The 15,763-nt window shown below is 69.7% G+C and carries 15 protein-coding genes and 1 pseudogene; 8 read left to right on the forward strand and 8 right to left on the reverse strand.

Going from position 1 to position 15,763, the window contains the following annotated elements; genetic code table 11:
* The first annotated feature begins 214 nt into the window (after positions 1–214).
* From ACWDAG_RS23515 to ACWDAG_RS23550, 8 genes are all read left to right on the forward strand, one after another.
* On the forward strand, positions 215–847 hold the full coding sequence (locus ACWDAG_RS23515; protein ID WP_450697513.1) for a response regulator transcription factor: 633 nt from the start codon (positions 215–217) through the stop codon (positions 845–847).
* A 187-nt stretch (positions 848–1,034) separates the two neighbouring features.
* Positions 1,035–2,285 carry a ricin-type beta-trefoil lectin domain protein gene (locus tag ACWDAG_RS23520; RefSeq protein WP_450697514.1) on the forward strand — a complete coding sequence of 417 codons (1,251 nt, stop codon included), beginning with the start codon at positions 1,035–1,037 and terminating at the stop codon, positions 2,283–2,285.
* A 786-nt stretch (positions 2,286–3,071) separates the two neighbouring features.
* Complete coding sequence (locus tag ACWDAG_RS23525) at positions 3,072–4,346, forward strand: peptidoglycan-binding protein (RefSeq protein WP_450697515.1); 1,275 nt, start codon at positions 3,072–3,074, stop codon at positions 4,344–4,346.
* 150 nt (positions 4,347–4,496) lie between these two features.
* Positions 4,497–4,868 carry a peptidoglycan-binding domain-containing protein gene (locus ACWDAG_RS23530; protein WP_450697516.1) on the forward strand — a complete coding sequence of 124 codons (372 nt, stop codon included), beginning with the start codon at positions 4,497–4,499 and terminating at the stop codon, positions 4,866–4,868.
* A 77-nt stretch (positions 4,869–4,945) separates the two neighbouring features.
* Positions 4,946–5,344, forward strand: coding sequence for a peptidoglycan-binding domain-containing protein (locus ACWDAG_RS23535; RefSeq protein ID WP_450697517.1), 399 nt, complete (start codon positions 4,946–4,948; stop codon positions 5,342–5,344).
* A gap of 6 nt (positions 5,345–5,350) precedes the next feature.
* Complete coding sequence (locus ACWDAG_RS23540; protein ID WP_450697518.1) at positions 5,351–5,770, forward strand: peptidoglycan-binding domain-containing protein; 420 nt, start codon at positions 5,351–5,353, stop codon at positions 5,768–5,770.
* 226 nt (positions 5,771–5,996) lie between these two features.
* A complete protein-coding gene (locus tag ACWDAG_RS23545) occupies positions 5,997–7,019 on the forward strand; it encodes a DUF2690 domain-containing protein (RefSeq protein ID WP_450697519.1) in 1,023 nt (340 codons plus the stop codon).
* Positions 7,020–7,068: 49 nt separating this feature from the next.
* The gene (locus ACWDAG_RS23550; RefSeq protein ID WP_450697520.1) at positions 7,069–7,605 is read left to right on the forward strand and encodes an SMI1/KNR4 family protein; all 537 of its coding nucleotides are present in this window, start codon (positions 7,069–7,071) and stop codon (positions 7,603–7,605) included.
* A 57-nt stretch (positions 7,606–7,662) separates the two neighbouring features.
* On the opposite strand, the gene ACWDAG_RS23555 is transcribed toward ACWDAG_RS23550, so the two are convergent.
* The 8 genes and pseudogenes from ACWDAG_RS23555 to ACWDAG_RS23590 all read right to left on the reverse strand — a co-directional run bounded on the left by ACWDAG_RS23555 (position 7,663) and on the right by ACWDAG_RS23590 (position 15,699).
* On the reverse strand, positions 7,663–7,944 hold the full coding sequence (locus ACWDAG_RS23555) for a hypothetical protein (RefSeq protein WP_450697521.1): 282 nt from the start codon (positions 7,942–7,944) through the stop codon (positions 7,663–7,665).
* A 52-nt stretch (positions 7,945–7,996) separates the two neighbouring features.
* Positions 7,997–8,179: pseudogene (locus ACWDAG_RS23560) on the reverse strand (CorA family divalent cation transporter); the annotation flags it as partial.
* Positions 8,180–8,862: 683 nt separating this feature from the next.
* On the reverse strand, positions 8,863–9,846 hold the full coding sequence (locus ACWDAG_RS23565; RefSeq protein WP_450697522.1) for a D-2-hydroxyacid dehydrogenase: 984 nt from the start codon (positions 9,844–9,846) through the stop codon (positions 8,863–8,865).
* 1 nt (position 9,847) lies between these two features.
* Complete coding sequence (locus ACWDAG_RS23570; RefSeq protein ID WP_450697523.1) at positions 9,848–11,299, reverse strand: NAD-dependent succinate-semialdehyde dehydrogenase; 1,452 nt, start codon at positions 11,297–11,299, stop codon at positions 9,848–9,850.
* Between the two features lie 41 nt (positions 11,300–11,340).
* Positions 11,341–12,621, reverse strand: coding sequence for an NAD(P)/FAD-dependent oxidoreductase (locus tag ACWDAG_RS23575; protein WP_450697524.1), 1,281 nt, complete (start codon positions 12,619–12,621; stop codon positions 11,341–11,343).
* Between the two features lie 330 nt (positions 12,622–12,951).
* Complete coding sequence (locus ACWDAG_RS23580; protein WP_450697525.1) at positions 12,952–13,719, reverse strand: amino acid ABC transporter ATP-binding protein; 768 nt, start codon at positions 13,717–13,719, stop codon at positions 12,952–12,954.
* A complete protein-coding gene (locus tag ACWDAG_RS23585; protein WP_450697526.1) occupies positions 13,716–14,672 on the reverse strand; it encodes an amino acid ABC transporter permease in 957 nt (318 codons plus the stop codon). The genes ACWDAG_RS23580 and ACWDAG_RS23585 overlap by 4 nt, the downstream gene beginning before the upstream one ends.
* Before the next feature lie 7 nt (positions 14,673–14,679).
* Entirely contained in the window at positions 14,680–15,699 is a 1,020-nt protein-coding gene (locus ACWDAG_RS23590; RefSeq protein WP_450697527.1) for an ABC transporter substrate-binding protein, read from the reverse strand.
* Positions 15,700–15,763: the final 64 nt, after the last annotated feature.

Consider the following 15,763-nt stretch of genomic DNA (forward strand, 5'->3'; position numbering starts at 1 on the left):
TGATCTCTGCTCCTACGGCGTTCCCGTGGCTGGATCCGCGCGTGGAGAGTAGGCAGGCGGCCGCTCGCGCCCGGGCCGCATCAGCCGCTGTCCGCCCCCGCGGACAGCGAAGCCTGGCCACAGGGGCAGACTCTGCAAGCGCACGCCAAGTCGGCGTCAAGACGGTGCGGTGACACTCCTCCCCGGAAGCGAACCCGGAAGGAGAGCAAGGACGTTGAGGACAATCTCGATCGCGGTCCTCGCCGCTGAACCGATCACCGGCGAGGGGGCCGTCTGGAGCCTGCACAGGTACCCGGGGCTGAAGGTGCTGCCCCAGGAGGAGCACCCGCACGCGGACGTGACACTCATGATCACGCCGGACGTCAGCGAGGAGACCCTGCTGCTCATGGAGTCGGTGGTCGGCCGCTGCGTCAACCCCGGGATGGGGATCGTGCTGGTCACGTCGCACATCGGCGACGCTCATCTGATGCGGGCGATGCGCCATGGCCTGCGCGGGGTGATGTGGCGTCAGATCGCGACGTACGACCAGGTCGTGGAGGCGGTCCGGGCGGTGGCCGACGGCGGGGCCGCGTTGCCGCTCCCCGTGCAGGGCCGGCTCGTCGACCACATACGGGCGGTCCAGCGCGACGTACTGGGGCCGCGGGGGCTGACCGCGTCCGGTCTGGAGACCCGCGAGGTCGACGTACTGCGGCTGCTGGCCGAGGGCCTGGAGACGACGGAGATCGCCGAGAAGCTGAACTACTCCGAGCGCACCATCAAAAGCATCGTCAGCACCATGATGAACCGCCTGGGCCTGCGCAACCGCACCCACGCGGTGGCCTTCGCGCTGCGCGCGGGGACGCTGTAGACGGTCGCGGTGTCTGCGGTGACGCGTGTTCCGGCGGGCTCGCGGTCCGTTGTCCTGGAAATTCCGCCCGGAGGGGAAGGGTTTCCGGCCCGGCTGGGCAGAACCGTTCGCGACCGGCGGGCGCCCGCTCCCGGGACTCTAGAGTCGCCCGCCGGGCAACATCGGGCACGGAGACGGGTGGGCGGACATGGAGCACACGACAGGGCAACAGCAGACGCGGGAGGAGCGGGCGGTCTGGGAGCGTCCGCTGCCGTGGCTGCGGGAGACCGACAGCGAGGGCGGGACCGCGTCCGGTGCCGGGTCGGAGACCGATTCCGGGGCAGAGCAGGGGGCCGCAGGCGAGGCCGGCAACACGCCCGATGCCGGGTACGTGTCCTCGCCGGACCACGAGAGCGCACCCGCCCCGACGCCCACGCCCGAACGCACGCCCGTGTCCGCACCGGCCCCGGCTGCCGCCGACCGCGGACCGGCGGCGCCCGCGACCGTGTTCGACGGTGCATCGGCACCGGACGCCGCCACCGCCCCCGCCGCCCCGTCCGACGGCGCGGCCGAGCCCCGTACCGCCGAGGGCCGCGGCCTGTTCCGGCCGCGGGAGGCGAAAGCGGACGAAGCCGGGGCCCGCGGCGAGGGCGGGGCAGCAGAGGTCCAGCCGGAGCGCGGGGCGCGGGTCGCCGGGGCCGTGGTGGCCGCCGGCGCACTGCTCGTCCTGGGCCTCGGCGGCGTCGCCTTCATGGCGCTGCCGAGCCACGACGACCCCGGTCCGCAGGCCGCGGCCGTGGGCGACGGCGCCGTTCCTCAGCTTGCCTCGGGTGGCTCGGCGGAGCCCACCGGCTCCCCGTCCGTCTCGGCCGGCGGCCGTCCCGCACACGGCACGAAAAAGGCGCAGCCCGGCAAGGCCAACGGGGTGGACCCAGCAGGGAGTTCGCCTGCGGAGAGCGGCAAGGCCCACCCCGGCAGGACCACCTCCGACACCCAGGCCGCCCACACCGCCGCCGGCAAGGGCAGCGCGGCGACGGGCAAGGCGACCGCCTCCGGCGGCGGTACGGCCACCGCGGCCGGGAACGCGATCGTCGGCTACGGCTCCTCGAAGTGCATCGAGGTGAGCGCCCATGCCGGCACGGTGGGCTCCCCGCTGCGCCTGTGGGGGTGCGACGGCGACGCCTGGCAGAAGTGGGTCTTCAAGTCCGACGGCAGCGTCCGCTCCATGGGCCTGTGCCTGGGCATCGCCGGCTCCTCGAAGTCGAACGGCGCGGCCATCCGACTGGCGACCTGCAACGGTGGCTGGGCCCAGCGCTTCACCCTCAACAGCTCCCACGACCTGGTCAACACCGTGATCGGCAAATGCGTGGACGCCAAGGACCAGGGCACCGGCAACGGCACCCCGCTCCAGCTGTGGGACTGCGGCGGGACGTCCAACCAGAAGTGGTATCTGAAGTGATCCTGGCCGCATGTCGCCCAGCAGGAAGGCCAGTTCGGCCCGCAGGGACGGAGCGATGCCGTACAGGTGGTCGGGTGCCACGGGTACGGCGGTCGGCGTGGCCGGGAGGAAGGGATCTCCCAGCCTTTCAGGGCGTTTCAGAATCGTGCCGCGTTACGCGGCACACTCTCCCCGGGCGCTCCCCAGAGCGGCTCGTACTCCCGGATTCTCCTCACGGACAGCCGTCATGCGACTGGCGTCGACTGTGAATTCGGCGGCTCGGCGGTACCACTTGTCGGTCACATGATGTGACCGCCGGCGCATCCCGGGCAGTATCGGGCTCCTCCTGCGGGGCCGGCCAAACCGCCTGCGGCCCTGCGTGTTCCGGCACGCCGGGCTCGTTTCCTGTTGCCCGACTGAGCCCGAGCGGCCTCGTCCTCACACCTGCGGCCGACACCGGCACCGAGGGACAACTCGTCGGACCCCGTGTCGTCTTCGCCGCTGCCGCTCCGAGCGCTGCCGACGTCCGTCCCACGTGATCGCCGAGCCGCAGGTCAGCGGCGTGCGACGCCCCGGGGCGTCCCGTCCTGCCGCCAACGGCTCCGTCCCACGTGATCGCTGAGCCGCAGGTCAGCGGCGTGGGACGTCCCAGAGCGTCCCATTCTGCCGCCAACGGTGGAGGGACGGTGGCGTCGTGATCAAGGATGGTCGTCGCCGGCCAGCCCCCCCACGCCACTCCATCCATCCCTCCTGGGCATGCCCCGGGACAACTGGGAGAGAATCCACGTGTCTACAACGACCCTCCGCATGCCCACGCGTGCGGTCGGCGCCCGTGTCACCTCGGTGACACTCGCCCTCGCCGTGATATTGGTCGGCCTGTTTTTCGGCCCGGCGGTGTCCCAGGCCCACGCTGCCGACGTGCGCCTGCTCCAGCGGGACCTCGCCGGCCTCAGCTACGCCCCGCTCAGCGGTGTCGACGGCGTCTACGGCCCCCAGACCACCGACTCGGTGCGCCACTTCCAGCGCGACAACGGCCTGGCCGTGGACGGTGACGCCGGTCCCGCCACCATGACCGCGCTCACCGCGAAGGTGAAGCAGGTCCAGAGCAAGGCGGGTACGACGGCCGACGGCGACTACGGCTCCAACACCCTCAGCGCGGTGAAGAGCTACCAGAGCGCGCACGGCCTGGACGTCGACGGCATCGCCGGCCCGCAGACCATGGGCGCGATGAACATCGACCGCGTCACCTCCAGCGGCACCGGCACCAGCAACGACACCAAGCTGCTGCAGCGCAACCTGGTCGGCCTCGGCTACCTGGGCGCCGGTGGCGTGGACGGCATCTACGGTCCGGCCACCAAGGACGCGGTCGTCTCCTTCCAGAGCGACAACGGTCTGGAGGTCGACGGCATCGCCGGCCCGCAGACCAACTCCGCGCTCACCGCGAAGGTGAAGCAGGTCCAGGGCAAGGCGGGTACGACGGCCGACGGCGACTACGGCTCCAACACCCTCAGCGCGGTGAAGAGCTACCAGAGCGCGCACGGCCTGGAGGTCGACGGCATCGCCGGCCCGCAGACCATGGCGTCCATGGGCATCGCCCGCGAGACCGGCGGTGGCACCTCCGGCGGCGAGAGCGGCGGCACGCCCAGCGTCCCCCCGCTGTCCGGCAGCGCCCGTGACAAGATCCTCCAGGCCGCGCGTTCGCAGCTCGGTGTCCACGAGTGGGGCAACAACTGCAACCCGTACGGCCCCTGCGAAGCCTGGTGCGCCCTGTTCGCCAGTTGGGCCTGGCGGCAGGCCGGTGTCGACTTCCACACCGCGTTCAGCGGGGACTTCTACTACTACGGACGCGACCACGGCACGCTGCACAGCGGGCTGAGCGACCCCCAGCCCGGTGACGCCATCGTCTTCGGCAGCGGTCCGCAGAACACCAACACCAGCGTGCACGTCGGCCTCATCGAGAAGGCCAACGCGGACGGAACCGTCGACACCATCGAGGGCAACTCCCACGACCAGGTGGAGCGCCGCCACTTCAACCCGGCCGCGCGCGGCGCCTACGCCATCATCTCTCCCGCCGGCTCCTGATTCTCCTCCCGGTCCCCGGTGGCGGAACACCCGCCACCGGGGACCGGACCACCCACGGGCCGTACAGGCCCCGCGGCCGCGCGTCGAACGGCCCAGGAGCCGAAGGCCACGGCCACCCACCCCATCGATCCGTCCACGAAGGAAACAACCATGCGTGTGAAGCTCGCCGCCACCAGCCTGCTGCTGGCCTCCGGCCTCGGCCTCGGCATCGGCGTCGCCACCGCGACCAGCTCCTCCGCCCTCTCCTGGGGCAACTACTGCGGCAGCTACACCCTCGACGAGCCCCAGGTGAGCTACGGCAGCACCGGCGACGCCGTCAAGGCCGTCCAGTGCGCACTGAACCGCAGCGTGAAGGGCGCGAACCTCGCCGAGGACGGGATCTTCGGCAAGCAGACCCGCAGCATGGTCATCAAGTTCCAGGGCTGCTTCGACCTCGACCAGGACGGCATCGTCGGCCCGAAGACATGGCGGCAGCTGGACATCTGGAGCGACTGGGACACCAAGGCGGACTGGCACTGCTGACCCCTGCTCCGCCCCGGGCCGCCCCGACGGGACGGCCCGGTCTCACCACGACTCACGGAAGAGGAATCCCCTTCACCATGACCGCAATCCGGCCTCTCAAGGTCCTGTCCACCCTCTCGCTCGTGCTGTCCGCGGCCGGCGCGCTGCTGCTCTTTGCGCCCACCGCCCATGCCGGCGACTACCTCGACTCCTGCCTGGACTCCGTCGGCACCCGCACCTCGCCGAACGGCGTCTGGACCATCCCCGCCGCGAACTTCTCCCAGGGTTCGAGGGGAGTGTGCGTGAAGGAGATCCAGTTCGACCTCGGCTCCACCATCGGGCTCGACCCCGCCGACGGCCCCGGATTCGTCGACGGCCGGTTCGGCCCCAAGACCGACTCCTACGTGCGCCAGTTCCAGAGTGCCCACCATCTTCAGGTGGACGGCATCGTCGGCCCGCAGACCTGGCAGCTGCTCGTCGCTCTGACTAAGGACTGAGCGGCGATGACCGGAACGAGCAGGCAGGTGGCAGGCCGGCGCGTCGGCTCGGGCGTCGCGGTGCTCGCCGCCGCGGCGGCACTGGCTGCCGGGGGCGCGACCCCGGCCCAGGCCGGCTGGGACGGCACACTCCAGACGTGCAAGAACAAGTACGGCTCGGAGCACTACCTGGGCTGGGACATCCCCACGGTGGTGCTCGCCCGGGGATCGACCGGAGTGTGCGTGCAGGAGCTGCAGGAAGAGCTGGTCGAGGTGGGAGCGGTCGCGGACGCCGACCAACCGGGCTTCGTCGACGGTGACTTCGGGCCCAAGACCTACAACGCGGTCGTGAACTATCAGCTCCAGCACGCGGTTGCGGGCGGCGCCGACGGCGTCGTGGGACGGTACACCTGGCACAGCCTGATCGCTCACGTCTACTTCGAGTAGCCGAGCCGTCCGGGCCTTGCGAGTGGCGCGGTTGACACCACCGCTGCGGTGCGTGCCCTCGTAAGGCCTGCTACGGCGACTGTATGCTTCCGTTCGACTTTCAGGACCGGAGCACCGGGCCTGAGGCGGGGGGCAGTCAATTACGGGGGCCGGCGGTGCGCCGGTGTGTCGCTGTGTCACTGTGTCTTCGGCTCGGGCTGGTGTTCCATCAGCGAACGGGCTCACAGTGAGCGACAGAGATCTCCCCGCAGTCGGACCAGGGCCTGACGCCGATGCCAGGCTGCACGCGGAACTGCTTGCGCTGAAAAAGCGGTCGGGGCTCAGCTATGCCCGGATCAGCGCGCTCACCCATTACTCGAAGTCGTCCTGGGAACGCTGGGCCAACGGCAAGCAGTTCCCGCCCCGCGGCGCCGTGGAGAGCTTCGCCCGCGTCGCGGGCACGGACGCCGCGCCGCTCCTCCACCTGTGGGAGCAGGCCGAACTGCTCCGGGGCGCCGGCGCAGAGCCGGCCGAACAGCCGCCTGCCGTGTCCGAGGGGGAGCCGACAGCCCCGGAGAACGAGGATCCCAAGGTCGCCCCGCCGGGCGCGCCGGACCCGGAACCGGCCACCCCCGGACCCGATCGGCCGCGGCAGGTCACGCCCGAACCCGCCCCGGCCGAGCGGGACATGCACGAACCGGCGGACACCGCCGCTGACGGCGGGGCCTCCGTCGGCGGCACGGGTTCCGCCCGGCGCCCGGGACGCGGCCGCCTGGTCGCGGTGGTGGCCGCGGCCTGTGTCGCGGTGGCGGCGGCCGCTGTCGCGATCGTCCGGTACTCCGCGGACAACGCGCAGGACGGCTCGCACACCGCGGGCCTTCGTGCCTCCACGTCCCCCGCCGCCGCGCACAACGGGCCGGTCGGCTGTACCCGCGCGGGCTGCTCGGGCAAGGACCCGATGACCATGGGGTGCGTAAGGGACGGACAGACGCTCACCCTGATCCGCAACCAGGACATGGTGATCGAACTCCGGTACAGCAGCCAATGCGGCGCGGCATGGGGGCGGATCACCTACGCCAAGCCCAAGGCGGTCGTCGACGTGGACAACTCCAGCGGCACCACGGAGGCCGCACCGGTGCACTGGGGCAACGACGTGTACTCCCCGATGGCCGAACTGGGACCCCGCCAGACCGCATGGGCGTGCGGAACGCAGCCGGACGGAAAGAGCCGGACCTGCACCACGCACAGTCCCGCACCCGCCGGCCACTGATCCGTGGGACGGCAACCGGCGGATCGGGTGGAGTTCCACGGATGCCTGGGTGCGGATCGAGACCTGGCTGCGCATCCACGCCCCTGCCTCGTACGAGGCCCTGCGGCCGGGTGCGTCCGGCCAGGAACTCGCCGCGCTCGAAGACGCACTGGGCACCCGGCTTCCGGCGGAACTGCAGGCACTGTGGTGCCTGCATGCAGGTGTCCATGACGCGCGTGGCGCGGGTTTCCTGTTCCGTAACTGGGCACTGACGGACCTGGCTGCTGTTGCCACGTACCACGTCGGCCGGATGAGCCTGGGCGATGACGATGTGTGGCAGGGCCCGTGGATTCCGTTCTGCTCGTCCGGCGTGCACGACCGCGCCTTCGTCCTGTACCTCGATGCCAGGACCGGCGTCGTGGGCTACACCTCGCGGTACGGGGAGCACCGGGAGGAGTTCGCGTCGCTGTCGGTCCACCTGGAGGAGATGGCCGACGCCCTGGAGGCACCGGCCTTGGCGGGGAAGCAGAAGCCGGGGCTGGCGGACGGAGCCCTGGTGTGGGGGCCGGTGAGCGATGTGCCCGGTCGGCAGCCATACGCCGGATGAAGCCCGTCAGTGCGGGGAGCGGCAACTGCCGCTCCCCGCACCGGGTTCCAGGATCTGTCAGCCGACCTTGCGCCAGGCGCAGGTGGTGTTGTCGTTCCCGCAGTGCTCGAAGCCGGGGTTGCTGACGAAGAAGCCGTCGTCATCCAGCAGACGCCACACGGTGGGCTGGAGCTTCTTGAAGGCGGTCTCGTTCTGCGTATTCGGGATGGCGGCCCGGCCGCACTTCTCCTTCCACGTCGGGCCGTTCTTCGCGGCCCGGGTGTCGGCGAGCAGCCCGAAGCCGGTGCCGGTACCCATCTTGTCGGTGAAGAGCTGTGCGCACTCCTTGCCGTCGCCCACCTGGTTCAGGCCGGGGAAGCCCCCGCTTTCGTGGGTGGAGGCCGGGGCGTTCCTATAGCCAGCCCCGACGCTTGAAAATAAGGTACAAACTCACGCAGATAACGCCCATCAAGCCGATCGCGAAGGGGTATCCGAGGCCCCAGTGCAGCTCGGGCATGTGGGAGAAGTTCATGCCGTAAATGGTTCCAACGAACGTCGGAGCAAAGAGAATCGCCGCCCACGACGAGATCCGCTTGAAGTTGTCTACCTGGTCGGGCTGACCTGGGACGATACGAATCCAGTCGCCTGTGACCTGCACGGACGGCTCTTTCCTCGTCTTTCAGGGGCACGCCGCGTTATGTAGTCGATTCTCCCCACGCGCTCCCCAGGGCTGCTCATCCTCCCCAGGTTCTCCCCAGCGGAGGTGCCGGTCACGCGTTCTGGCGAGGACATGCCTCTGCTTGTCAGATGCCTTCTATCCCTAACGAAGAGTTGCCGCCTGCTTCGGGTTGTCCCGTTGGAGCCCTGCCGCGTGCGACTTGTTGAGCGAGGCGCTCGTCCTGGGCGCGGCGGTTAGTCAGTCGGGCACGACGTAGATCATTAGAACGCGAGACGCAGGAGCCGCTGTGATCAGTTGTCCCGGAAGAGACCAGTGAGACCCGTGGCCTGCAGCGTTGGGCGATTGTGTGTCGCTGACCTGCGCAAATGGCATTTCGGTTATTTCACGCTCGTGTCCGTTGACGCGGCCGGAAGTCCCAGGGGACCCCCACTGCCGGCGACCACTCTTTTCGCTCTTTCCAGGGTGTGGGGTGCGGTGTGGGCTGGGGCTTGTGCATCGATGGTCCGCCTTGAACGCGTCCTCAAGGCCATTTTGCGGGAAAGGCGAATTGCACGCACCGGCCGGTAGGAGTCACCGGCCGGTGCGCGTGCAACTCGTCTTCAGGCGGGGTGCGTGTCGTCGACCACGTATCCGCGCCGCTTGTCCACCACGTTGCGCAGCGGCCGGCCCTCGATGTGCCGTGTGAAGTTGTCGAGGAACACCTCGATGAGCGCCTCCCGCTCGCTGGTGGTCTCGCCCGCCGTGTGTGGGGAGATCATCACGCCGGGCATGTTCCACAGGGGAGATTCGGCAGGCAGCGGTTCCTGTGCGAACACGTCCAGGGCTGCGCCGGCGAGCCGTCCGGCGGCGAGGTGGTCGACCAGCGCCTCCTCGTCGACGAGTCCGCCACGGCCTACGTTGATCAGCCGCGCTCCCGGCTTCATGGCGGCGAGCACGGGGGCGTCCACCATGCCCCGGGTGTCCTGGGTGAGGGGGGCGGCCAGGACGACGTAGTCCGCATCCGTCAGGGCGGAGCGCAGGGTCGTCGCACCGTGGACCGTGCCGAAGTCGGGGTCGTCCGTGCGGGCCTTGCGGCCGGCGCCGCTCACCCGCATCCCGACGGCGCGCAGCAGCCGGGCGATGGCCCGGCCGATCGGCCCCGTGCCCCAGACCAGCACGGTGCGTCCGGTGATGCCGTCACTGGGGCGCGGACGCCACTCGCGGCGCCGCTGGTGCTCCCAGGTGCCGGGGAAGTCCTTGGCGAGGGCGAGGATCAGGCCCAGGACGTACTCGGCGGTCGGCTGCTCGTAGACCCCGCGGGCGTTGGTCAGGGCGACGCGCGGCTCGTCCACCAGGGCGGGGAACAGGAAGGAGTCCACGCCCGCGGAGGACGCGTGGACCCAGCGGGGCGCCTTCTGCGGGTCGTCGGGCCACGCCTCCCGGATGGCCGGGGTGATGGTCACCCAGGCCAGGAGGACGTCGGCGCCGGGCAGGAGGTAGGGCAGTTCCTCCTCGGTGGCGTAGACGGTGTCCGCGAGGCTTTCGATGTGTGCGGTCGCGGGAGGCCGGTTGCCGCGGTAGAGGACGACGAGTCGGTCGCGCATGTCAGGCTCCGACGGGGACGGCCAGGTACTTGTACTCCAGGAACTCGTCGATGCCGACGCGTCCGCCTTCGCGGCCCAGGCCGGACTGCTTGACGCCGCCGAAGGGCGCGGCGGGGTTGGAGACCAGTCCGGTGTTGAGGCCGATCATGCCGCTTTCGAGGCGTTCGGCGACGCGCAGGGCTCGGTCGAGGTTCTGGGTGAACAGGTAGGCCGCCAGACCGAATTCGGTGTCGTTGGCGGCGGCGACGGCCTCGTCATCGGTCTCGAAGGTGCGGATCGCGGCGACGGGGCCGAAGATCTCGGTGTCGATGATCGCGGAGTCGGGGGCGATGCCGGTGAGGACGGTGGGCGGGTAGAAGCAGCCCGGCCCTTCGGGGAGTTCACCGCCGGTCAGGACGGTGGCACCGCGCTTGACGGCGTCCCGCACCAGGTCGTGGGCCTTGCTGCGGCCGGCGGCGTCGATGAGGGGGCCGACGTCGGTGCCGGTTTCGGTGCCGGGCCCGACGGTGAGGGCGGCCATGCGGGCGGCGAGGCGGGAGGAGAACTCCTCGGCGACGGAGGTGTGGACGAAGATGCGGTTGGCCGCGCAGCAGGACTCGCCCATGTTGCGCATCTTGGCGACCATGGTGCCCTCGACGGCCACGTCGAGGTCGGCGTCGTCGAAGACGATGAGGGGGGCGTTGCCGCCCAGTTCCATGGAGGTGCGGATGACGGTGTCGGCGCATTGAGCCAGCAGGATCCGGCCGACCTGGGTGGAGCCGGTGAAGGAGAGCTTGCGGATCTTCCCGCCGCGAACGAGGGGTTCGACGACGCCGGCGGCGTCGGTGGTGGTGACGATGTTCAGCACACCGGCCGGCAGACCCGCTTCCGTGAGGATCTGAGCCAGTGCGAGGCTGGTCAGGGGGGTCTGGGGGGCGGGTTTGAAAACGATGGTGCAGCCGGCGGCGATGGCGGGGCCGATCTTGCGGGTGCCCATCGCCAGGGGGAAGTTCCAGGGGGTGATGAGCAGGCAGGGGCCGACGGGCTGACGGGTGACCAGCAGTCGGTTCCTGCCGTCGGGGGCGGTCATCATGCCGCCGTCGATACGCACGGCTTCCTCGGAGAACCAGCGGAAGAACTCCGCACCGTAGGCGACCTCGGCACGCGCTTCGGCCAGCGGCTTGCCCATCTCCAAGGTCATCAGCAACGCGAGTTCCTCGGTACGCGCGATGATGAGGTCGTAGGCGCGACGCAGGATCTCGCTGCGCACGCGCGGCGGAGTGGCGGCCCAGGCGGCCTGCGCGGCGACCGCCGCCTCGACGGCACGTCGGCCGTCGCCGGGTGAGCCGTCGGCGACCTGGCACAGTTCCTCGCCGGTGGCCGGGTTGTCGACGGACAGGGTCCGGCCGGACTCCGCGTCCTGCCAATCTCCGCCGATGAACAGCTGCTTGGGAACATCACGGACGACAGTCATGGTGGGTGTCTCCTTGTGGGTGCAGAGAGGCTGCCGACCGGTCAGCGGATGCGGTCGAGCGTCTTGTAGTAGGCGCCCGCGAAGGGCAGGAACCACGCGGTGCCGTTGTAGAGGGGGATGCGAGGCGGGGCGAGGTCGCGGACGGGGCTGACCTCGGGGTGGCCGTCCATCACCTCGGCCATGACCTGCCCCATGTGGGTGGCCATCTGCACGCCGTGGCCGGCGTATCCCATGGAGTAGTAGACGCCGTCCTCGGTCTGCCCGGCGTGCACGATGCGGTCCATGGCGAAGCCGACGGAGCCACCCCACACGTACTCGATCTTTGTGCGGGAGAGCTGGGGGAAGATCCCGCACATCTCACGGAACAGGACGGCCCCACTCTTCTTGTCCGAGGTCGGGTCGGACGGTGCGAAGCGGGCGCGGCCGCCGAACAGCAGACGGTTGTCCGGGGTGAGCCGGAAGTAGTGGCAGACCTTGTTGGAGTCGACGATGAGGCGGGCCTTGGGGATGATGTCCCGGGCCAGCTCCTCGCCGAGCGGCTCGGTGACGATGATGAAACTGCCCACGCAGACCTGCTGGCGGCGCAGCCACGGGAAGTTCTTGTCCGTGTAGGCGTCGGTGGCCATCATGACCTGCCCGGCACGGATGACACCGCGCTCGGTGCTGACCTCGAACCGTCCGGCGGCGGTGCGCCGTACGCCGATGGCCGCGTTGCGCTCGTGGATCTCGACACCGGTGCGCTCGCACGCCCCGGCCATACCACGCACGAAGCGGCCGACGTGCAGAGCGGCGCTGAACGGGTCGAGCAGGCCGCCGTGGTAGACGTCGGATCCGATCTCGGACCGCAGCTCGGCCTTGCCGATCAGAGTGGTCTCGTGTCCGAAGTGCTTGGCCAGGTCGCGCTGTTGGGCCTTCTTGCTCTCGAAGTGGGCGGGGCGGGACGCGACGCCCAGGCGTCCAACGCGACGGAACTGGCAGTCGATGGACTCCTCGTTCACGAGCCGCTCGACGGTGTCCACGGCCTCGCCGTAGGAGTTGTAGATCTCGCGGGCCCGTTCGAGTCCGTACCGGCGGATGGCCTGGCCCACGCCGATGGTGAAGCCGAGGTTGGCCATGCCGCCATTGCGGGCGGAGGCACCGGAGCCGATCTGGCCCTTCTCGACGAGGGTGACGCGGGCGCCTTTGCGCGCGGAGTGCAGGGCCGTGGACAGACCCGTCAGGCCGGCGCCGATGACCACCAGGTCGGTGTCCTCGGTCAGCGGCTTGCCGGATCGGTCGGGAAACGCCCCGGCGGTTTCTATCCAGTAGGGAATCGTCTTCATGTCGGGTCCTTAGCGGGGAGTTTCGAAGTGGGGGGCGGCCGGGCACCACCCCGGGGACCGGCCGGTCGCGCTGCCAGCGCCTGCGCGGCCCGGGCCGGCGGGAAGGCTGGGGTGGGGGTGCTGCGGGCAGGACGTGCTGACGGTCCTGTTGCCACCGAGCTTGCGGACGGAGGCGATGAGGGGCGCTGACGACGGTGACGGTCAGTTCGACGTCGAACTGGAGGTGTTGAAGACGCGGACGGGCAGGGGCGGACATTGCGTCACCCCCGGTCGGCCGGCGACTTCTCCACGCTTGCCGCGGCAAGGCCGCTTCCGCGTGACCAGCCGCTTCTACAGCACCCTTTCGAGGAAGGCCTGGGTTCGTTTCTCGCGAGGGTTGGCCAGCACTTCGCGTGCGTCGCCGCGTTCGACTGCGATGCCTTCGTCCATGAAGAGCACTTCGTCGGCCACCTCGCGGGCGAAGGCCATCTCGTGGGTGACGAGCAGCATGGTCATTCCGTTGCCGGCGAGGTCGCGCATGACGGCGAGTACTTCGCCCACGCGCTCGGGGTCCAGTGCGCTGGTGGGTTCGTCGAACAGCATGATGGTGGGTTCCATGGCGAGTGCGCGGGCGATGGCCACACGCTGCTGCTGGCCGCCGGAGAGCTGGGCGGGGTACTTGTGGCCGCACCCCTCCAGGCCGACCCTGGCCAGCAGTTCCTGTGCCCGTTCCCGGCAGGAGGCGCGGTCCTTCTTCTGCACCAGGACCGGTCCGGACATGACGTTGCTCTCGGCGGTCATGTTGGGGAAGAGGTTGAACTGCTGGAACACCATGCCGATACGGGCGCGCTGTTCGGCCAGCCGCTTGGGGCGTACGGCGTGGTAGGCGTCGTCCTTCTCGACGTAGCCGAAGTCCTCTCCGTTGACCTTGAGGACTCCGCGGTCGACGGTCTCCAGCCCGTTGATGCACCGCAGCAGGGTTGATTTGCCCGAGCCGCTCGGTCCGATGATGCAGGAGATCTCCCCGGCCGCGACGGTCAGGTCGATGTCACGCAGGACCTGGTGACGTCCGAAGCTCTTGCACAGCTTGCGTGCGACGATCGTTCCGTCCGGGTTCACAGCAGCGACTCCCTCGTGGTGGGAACGAGTTGACCGGCCCCGGGCTCGGCCGAGGTGGCGGCCGGGGTCAGCCGTGCCCGGGTGGAGCGGGAGAAACGGCGCTCGATCATGGACTGGGGCACGCTCAGCACCAGCGTCATGATCAGGTACCAGAGGCTGGCCACGATCAGCAGCGGGATCGTCTGGTAGGTGCGGGCGTAGATCGCTTGTGCGCTCTGCAGCAGGTCGGCGACGCCGAGCACGCTCACCAGTGAGGTCTCCTTGAGCATGCCGATCACCTGGTTGCCGGTGGCGGGGATGATCGCGGGCATGGTCTGCGGGATGATCACGTGGCGGAGCTTGGTGAACCCCGACATGCCCAGGGACTCCGCGGCCTCGTGCTGTCCGCGGCTGACCGAGGCGAACCCGCCGCGGATGATCTCGGACATGTAGGCGGCCTGGTTGAGCGTCAGTCCCACGATGGCCGCGGTCATCGGCGTCATGATCGCGTTCACGTTCACCGGCGTGGAGATGCCGGTGAACGGGACGCCGATCGAGAGGTTCGGGTACAGCGCCGCGATGTTGAACCAGAAGACCAGCTGCACGAGCACCGGGGTGCCGCGGAAGAAGGTGATGTAGAGCTGGGCCAGCCCGGAGACGGGCCGCTGCTGCGACATGCGCATCACCGCAAGCACCAGCCCCAGCAGCGTGCCCAGACCCATGCTCGCCGCGGTCAGGAGCAGCGTGACCAGCAGGCCGTTGAGGATGGTCTGTGTGGTGAAGTAGCTGAACACCACGGGCCAGCGATAGTTCTCGTTCGTCACCGCGGTCCACACCAGACCGGCGACGATCGCGATGGCGACGGCCCAGGCGACATAGTCGCGCGGACGTTTCGGCGTGATCCGCTTCTTCTCTTCGGCCCGTAGCTGTGGCACCGGTCCGCTCCTGGTCGTCGTGGTCTCGATCACGTCCATCGGCGTCTCAGTCCTGCGGGACGGCCGTGGCCGCGGTCTTGATCCCCAGATCCTGGAGCCCCCAGCGGCCCAGCGCCTGGGCGTACTTGGGGCTGTCGATGATCGCCTGGAGGGCGGCCTGCACCGCGGGGGTCAGCGGGGAGTCCTTCTTCAGGGCGACGGTCACGGGCTTGGTGGTCACCAGGGGCTTGAGGACGTCGAACGTCTTGGGCTGCTGCGTGGCCGCCCACTCGAGCGCGACGAAGTCGTACATCACCGCGTCGATCCGCTTGGAGACCAGCTGGGTGAGAGCGTCGTTCACGCTGGGCAGGGTCACGGCCTTGATGGCCGGCTTGCCCTTGCTCGTACAGTCCTGCTTCGACAGCTGGGGCAGCCATTGCAGCTCCTGGGTGCTGCCGGACGTGACACCGACGTGATGCCCGCACAGCGTGTGGGTGCCCAGTTTCTGCGGGTTGCCGTAGGGGACGGACACTCCGGTCCCGGCCTTGAAGTAGTCGACCATGTCGAGCGCCTTCAGCCGGTCCGTCGTGGCGCCCATGGTGGAGGCGGTGAAGTCGTACCGGTTGGCCTGGAGTCCGGTGATGATGGTGTCGAACTTGACGTTGTTGATCTGGAGCTTCAGGCCGAGCTCGGCGGCGATCAGCCGGGCCATGTCCGGGTTGAATCCGATCGGGGTCTTGTTGTCCGACGCCATGAACGTGGTGGGCGGGTACGACAGGTCCATGGGCACCGAGAGCGTGCCCTTGGCCTTCACCGCCGCGGGCAGCAGCTTCACCGCGTTCTGGTCGGGTTTCACACCGACCGAGATGTCGTCGGTGTGCTCGGCGGACGGGCCGGATCCTCCGCCCTGTGCCGTGCTCTTCGCCCCCACGTTCTGCCCGGTGGCGCCCGCCCCGCACGCGGCGAGCGCGAGGGCCAGGGCGGTCGTGACGATCGGGATGCTCAACTGCCTGTTGACCTGCATGGCGGCAGCCACGGCGCCTGCGGTGCGGCGTACGTTTCTGCGGCCTGTCCGGTTGTTTTCCATGGCGGTGCCTCCTGGGGAACGCGGGGATACGGGGAGCCGATGATGCGAGGGACACGGGGGCTGT

Source organism: Streptomyces sp. NPDC001157 (assembly GCF_053598255.1).

What these genes read in the sequence shown, in the direction of transcription:
- ACWDAG_RS23565 (WP_450697522.1), bottom strand. Translation starts at nt 9,846, where the DNA reads ATGCGCGACCGACTCGTCGTCCTCTACCGCGGCAACCGGCCTCCCGCG.
- ACWDAG_RS23520 (WP_450697514.1), top strand. Translation starts at nt 1,035, where the DNA reads ATGGAGCACACGACAGGGCAACAGCAGACGCGGGAGGAGCGGGCGGTC.
- ACWDAG_RS23575 (WP_450697524.1), bottom strand. Translation starts at nt 12,621, where the DNA reads ATGAAGACGATTCCCTACTGGATAGAAACCGCCGGGGCGTTTCCCGAC.
- ACWDAG_RS23525 (WP_450697515.1), top strand. Translation starts at nt 3,072, where the DNA reads ATGCCCACGCGTGCGGTCGGCGCCCGTGTCACCTCGGTGACACTCGCC.
- ACWDAG_RS23530 (WP_450697516.1), top strand. Translation starts at nt 4,497, where the DNA reads ATGCGTGTGAAGCTCGCCGCCACCAGCCTGCTGCTGGCCTCCGGCCTC.
- ACWDAG_RS23540 (WP_450697518.1), top strand. Translation starts at nt 5,351, where the DNA reads ATGACCGGAACGAGCAGGCAGGTGGCAGGCCGGCGCGTCGGCTCGGGC.
- ACWDAG_RS23590 (WP_450697527.1), bottom strand. Translation starts at nt 15,699, where the DNA reads ATGGAAAACAACCGGACAGGCCGCAGAAACGTACGCCGCACCGCAGGC.
- ACWDAG_RS23570 (WP_450697523.1), bottom strand. Translation starts at nt 11,299, where the DNA reads ATGACTGTCGTCCGTGATGTTCCCAAGCAGCTGTTCATCGGCGGAGAT.
- ACWDAG_RS23585 (WP_450697526.1), bottom strand. Translation starts at nt 14,672, where the DNA reads ATGGACGTGATCGAGACCACGACGACCAGGAGCGGACCGGTGCCACAG.
- ACWDAG_RS23535 (WP_450697517.1), top strand. Translation starts at nt 4,946, where the DNA reads ATGACCGCAATCCGGCCTCTCAAGGTCCTGTCCACCCTCTCGCTCGTG.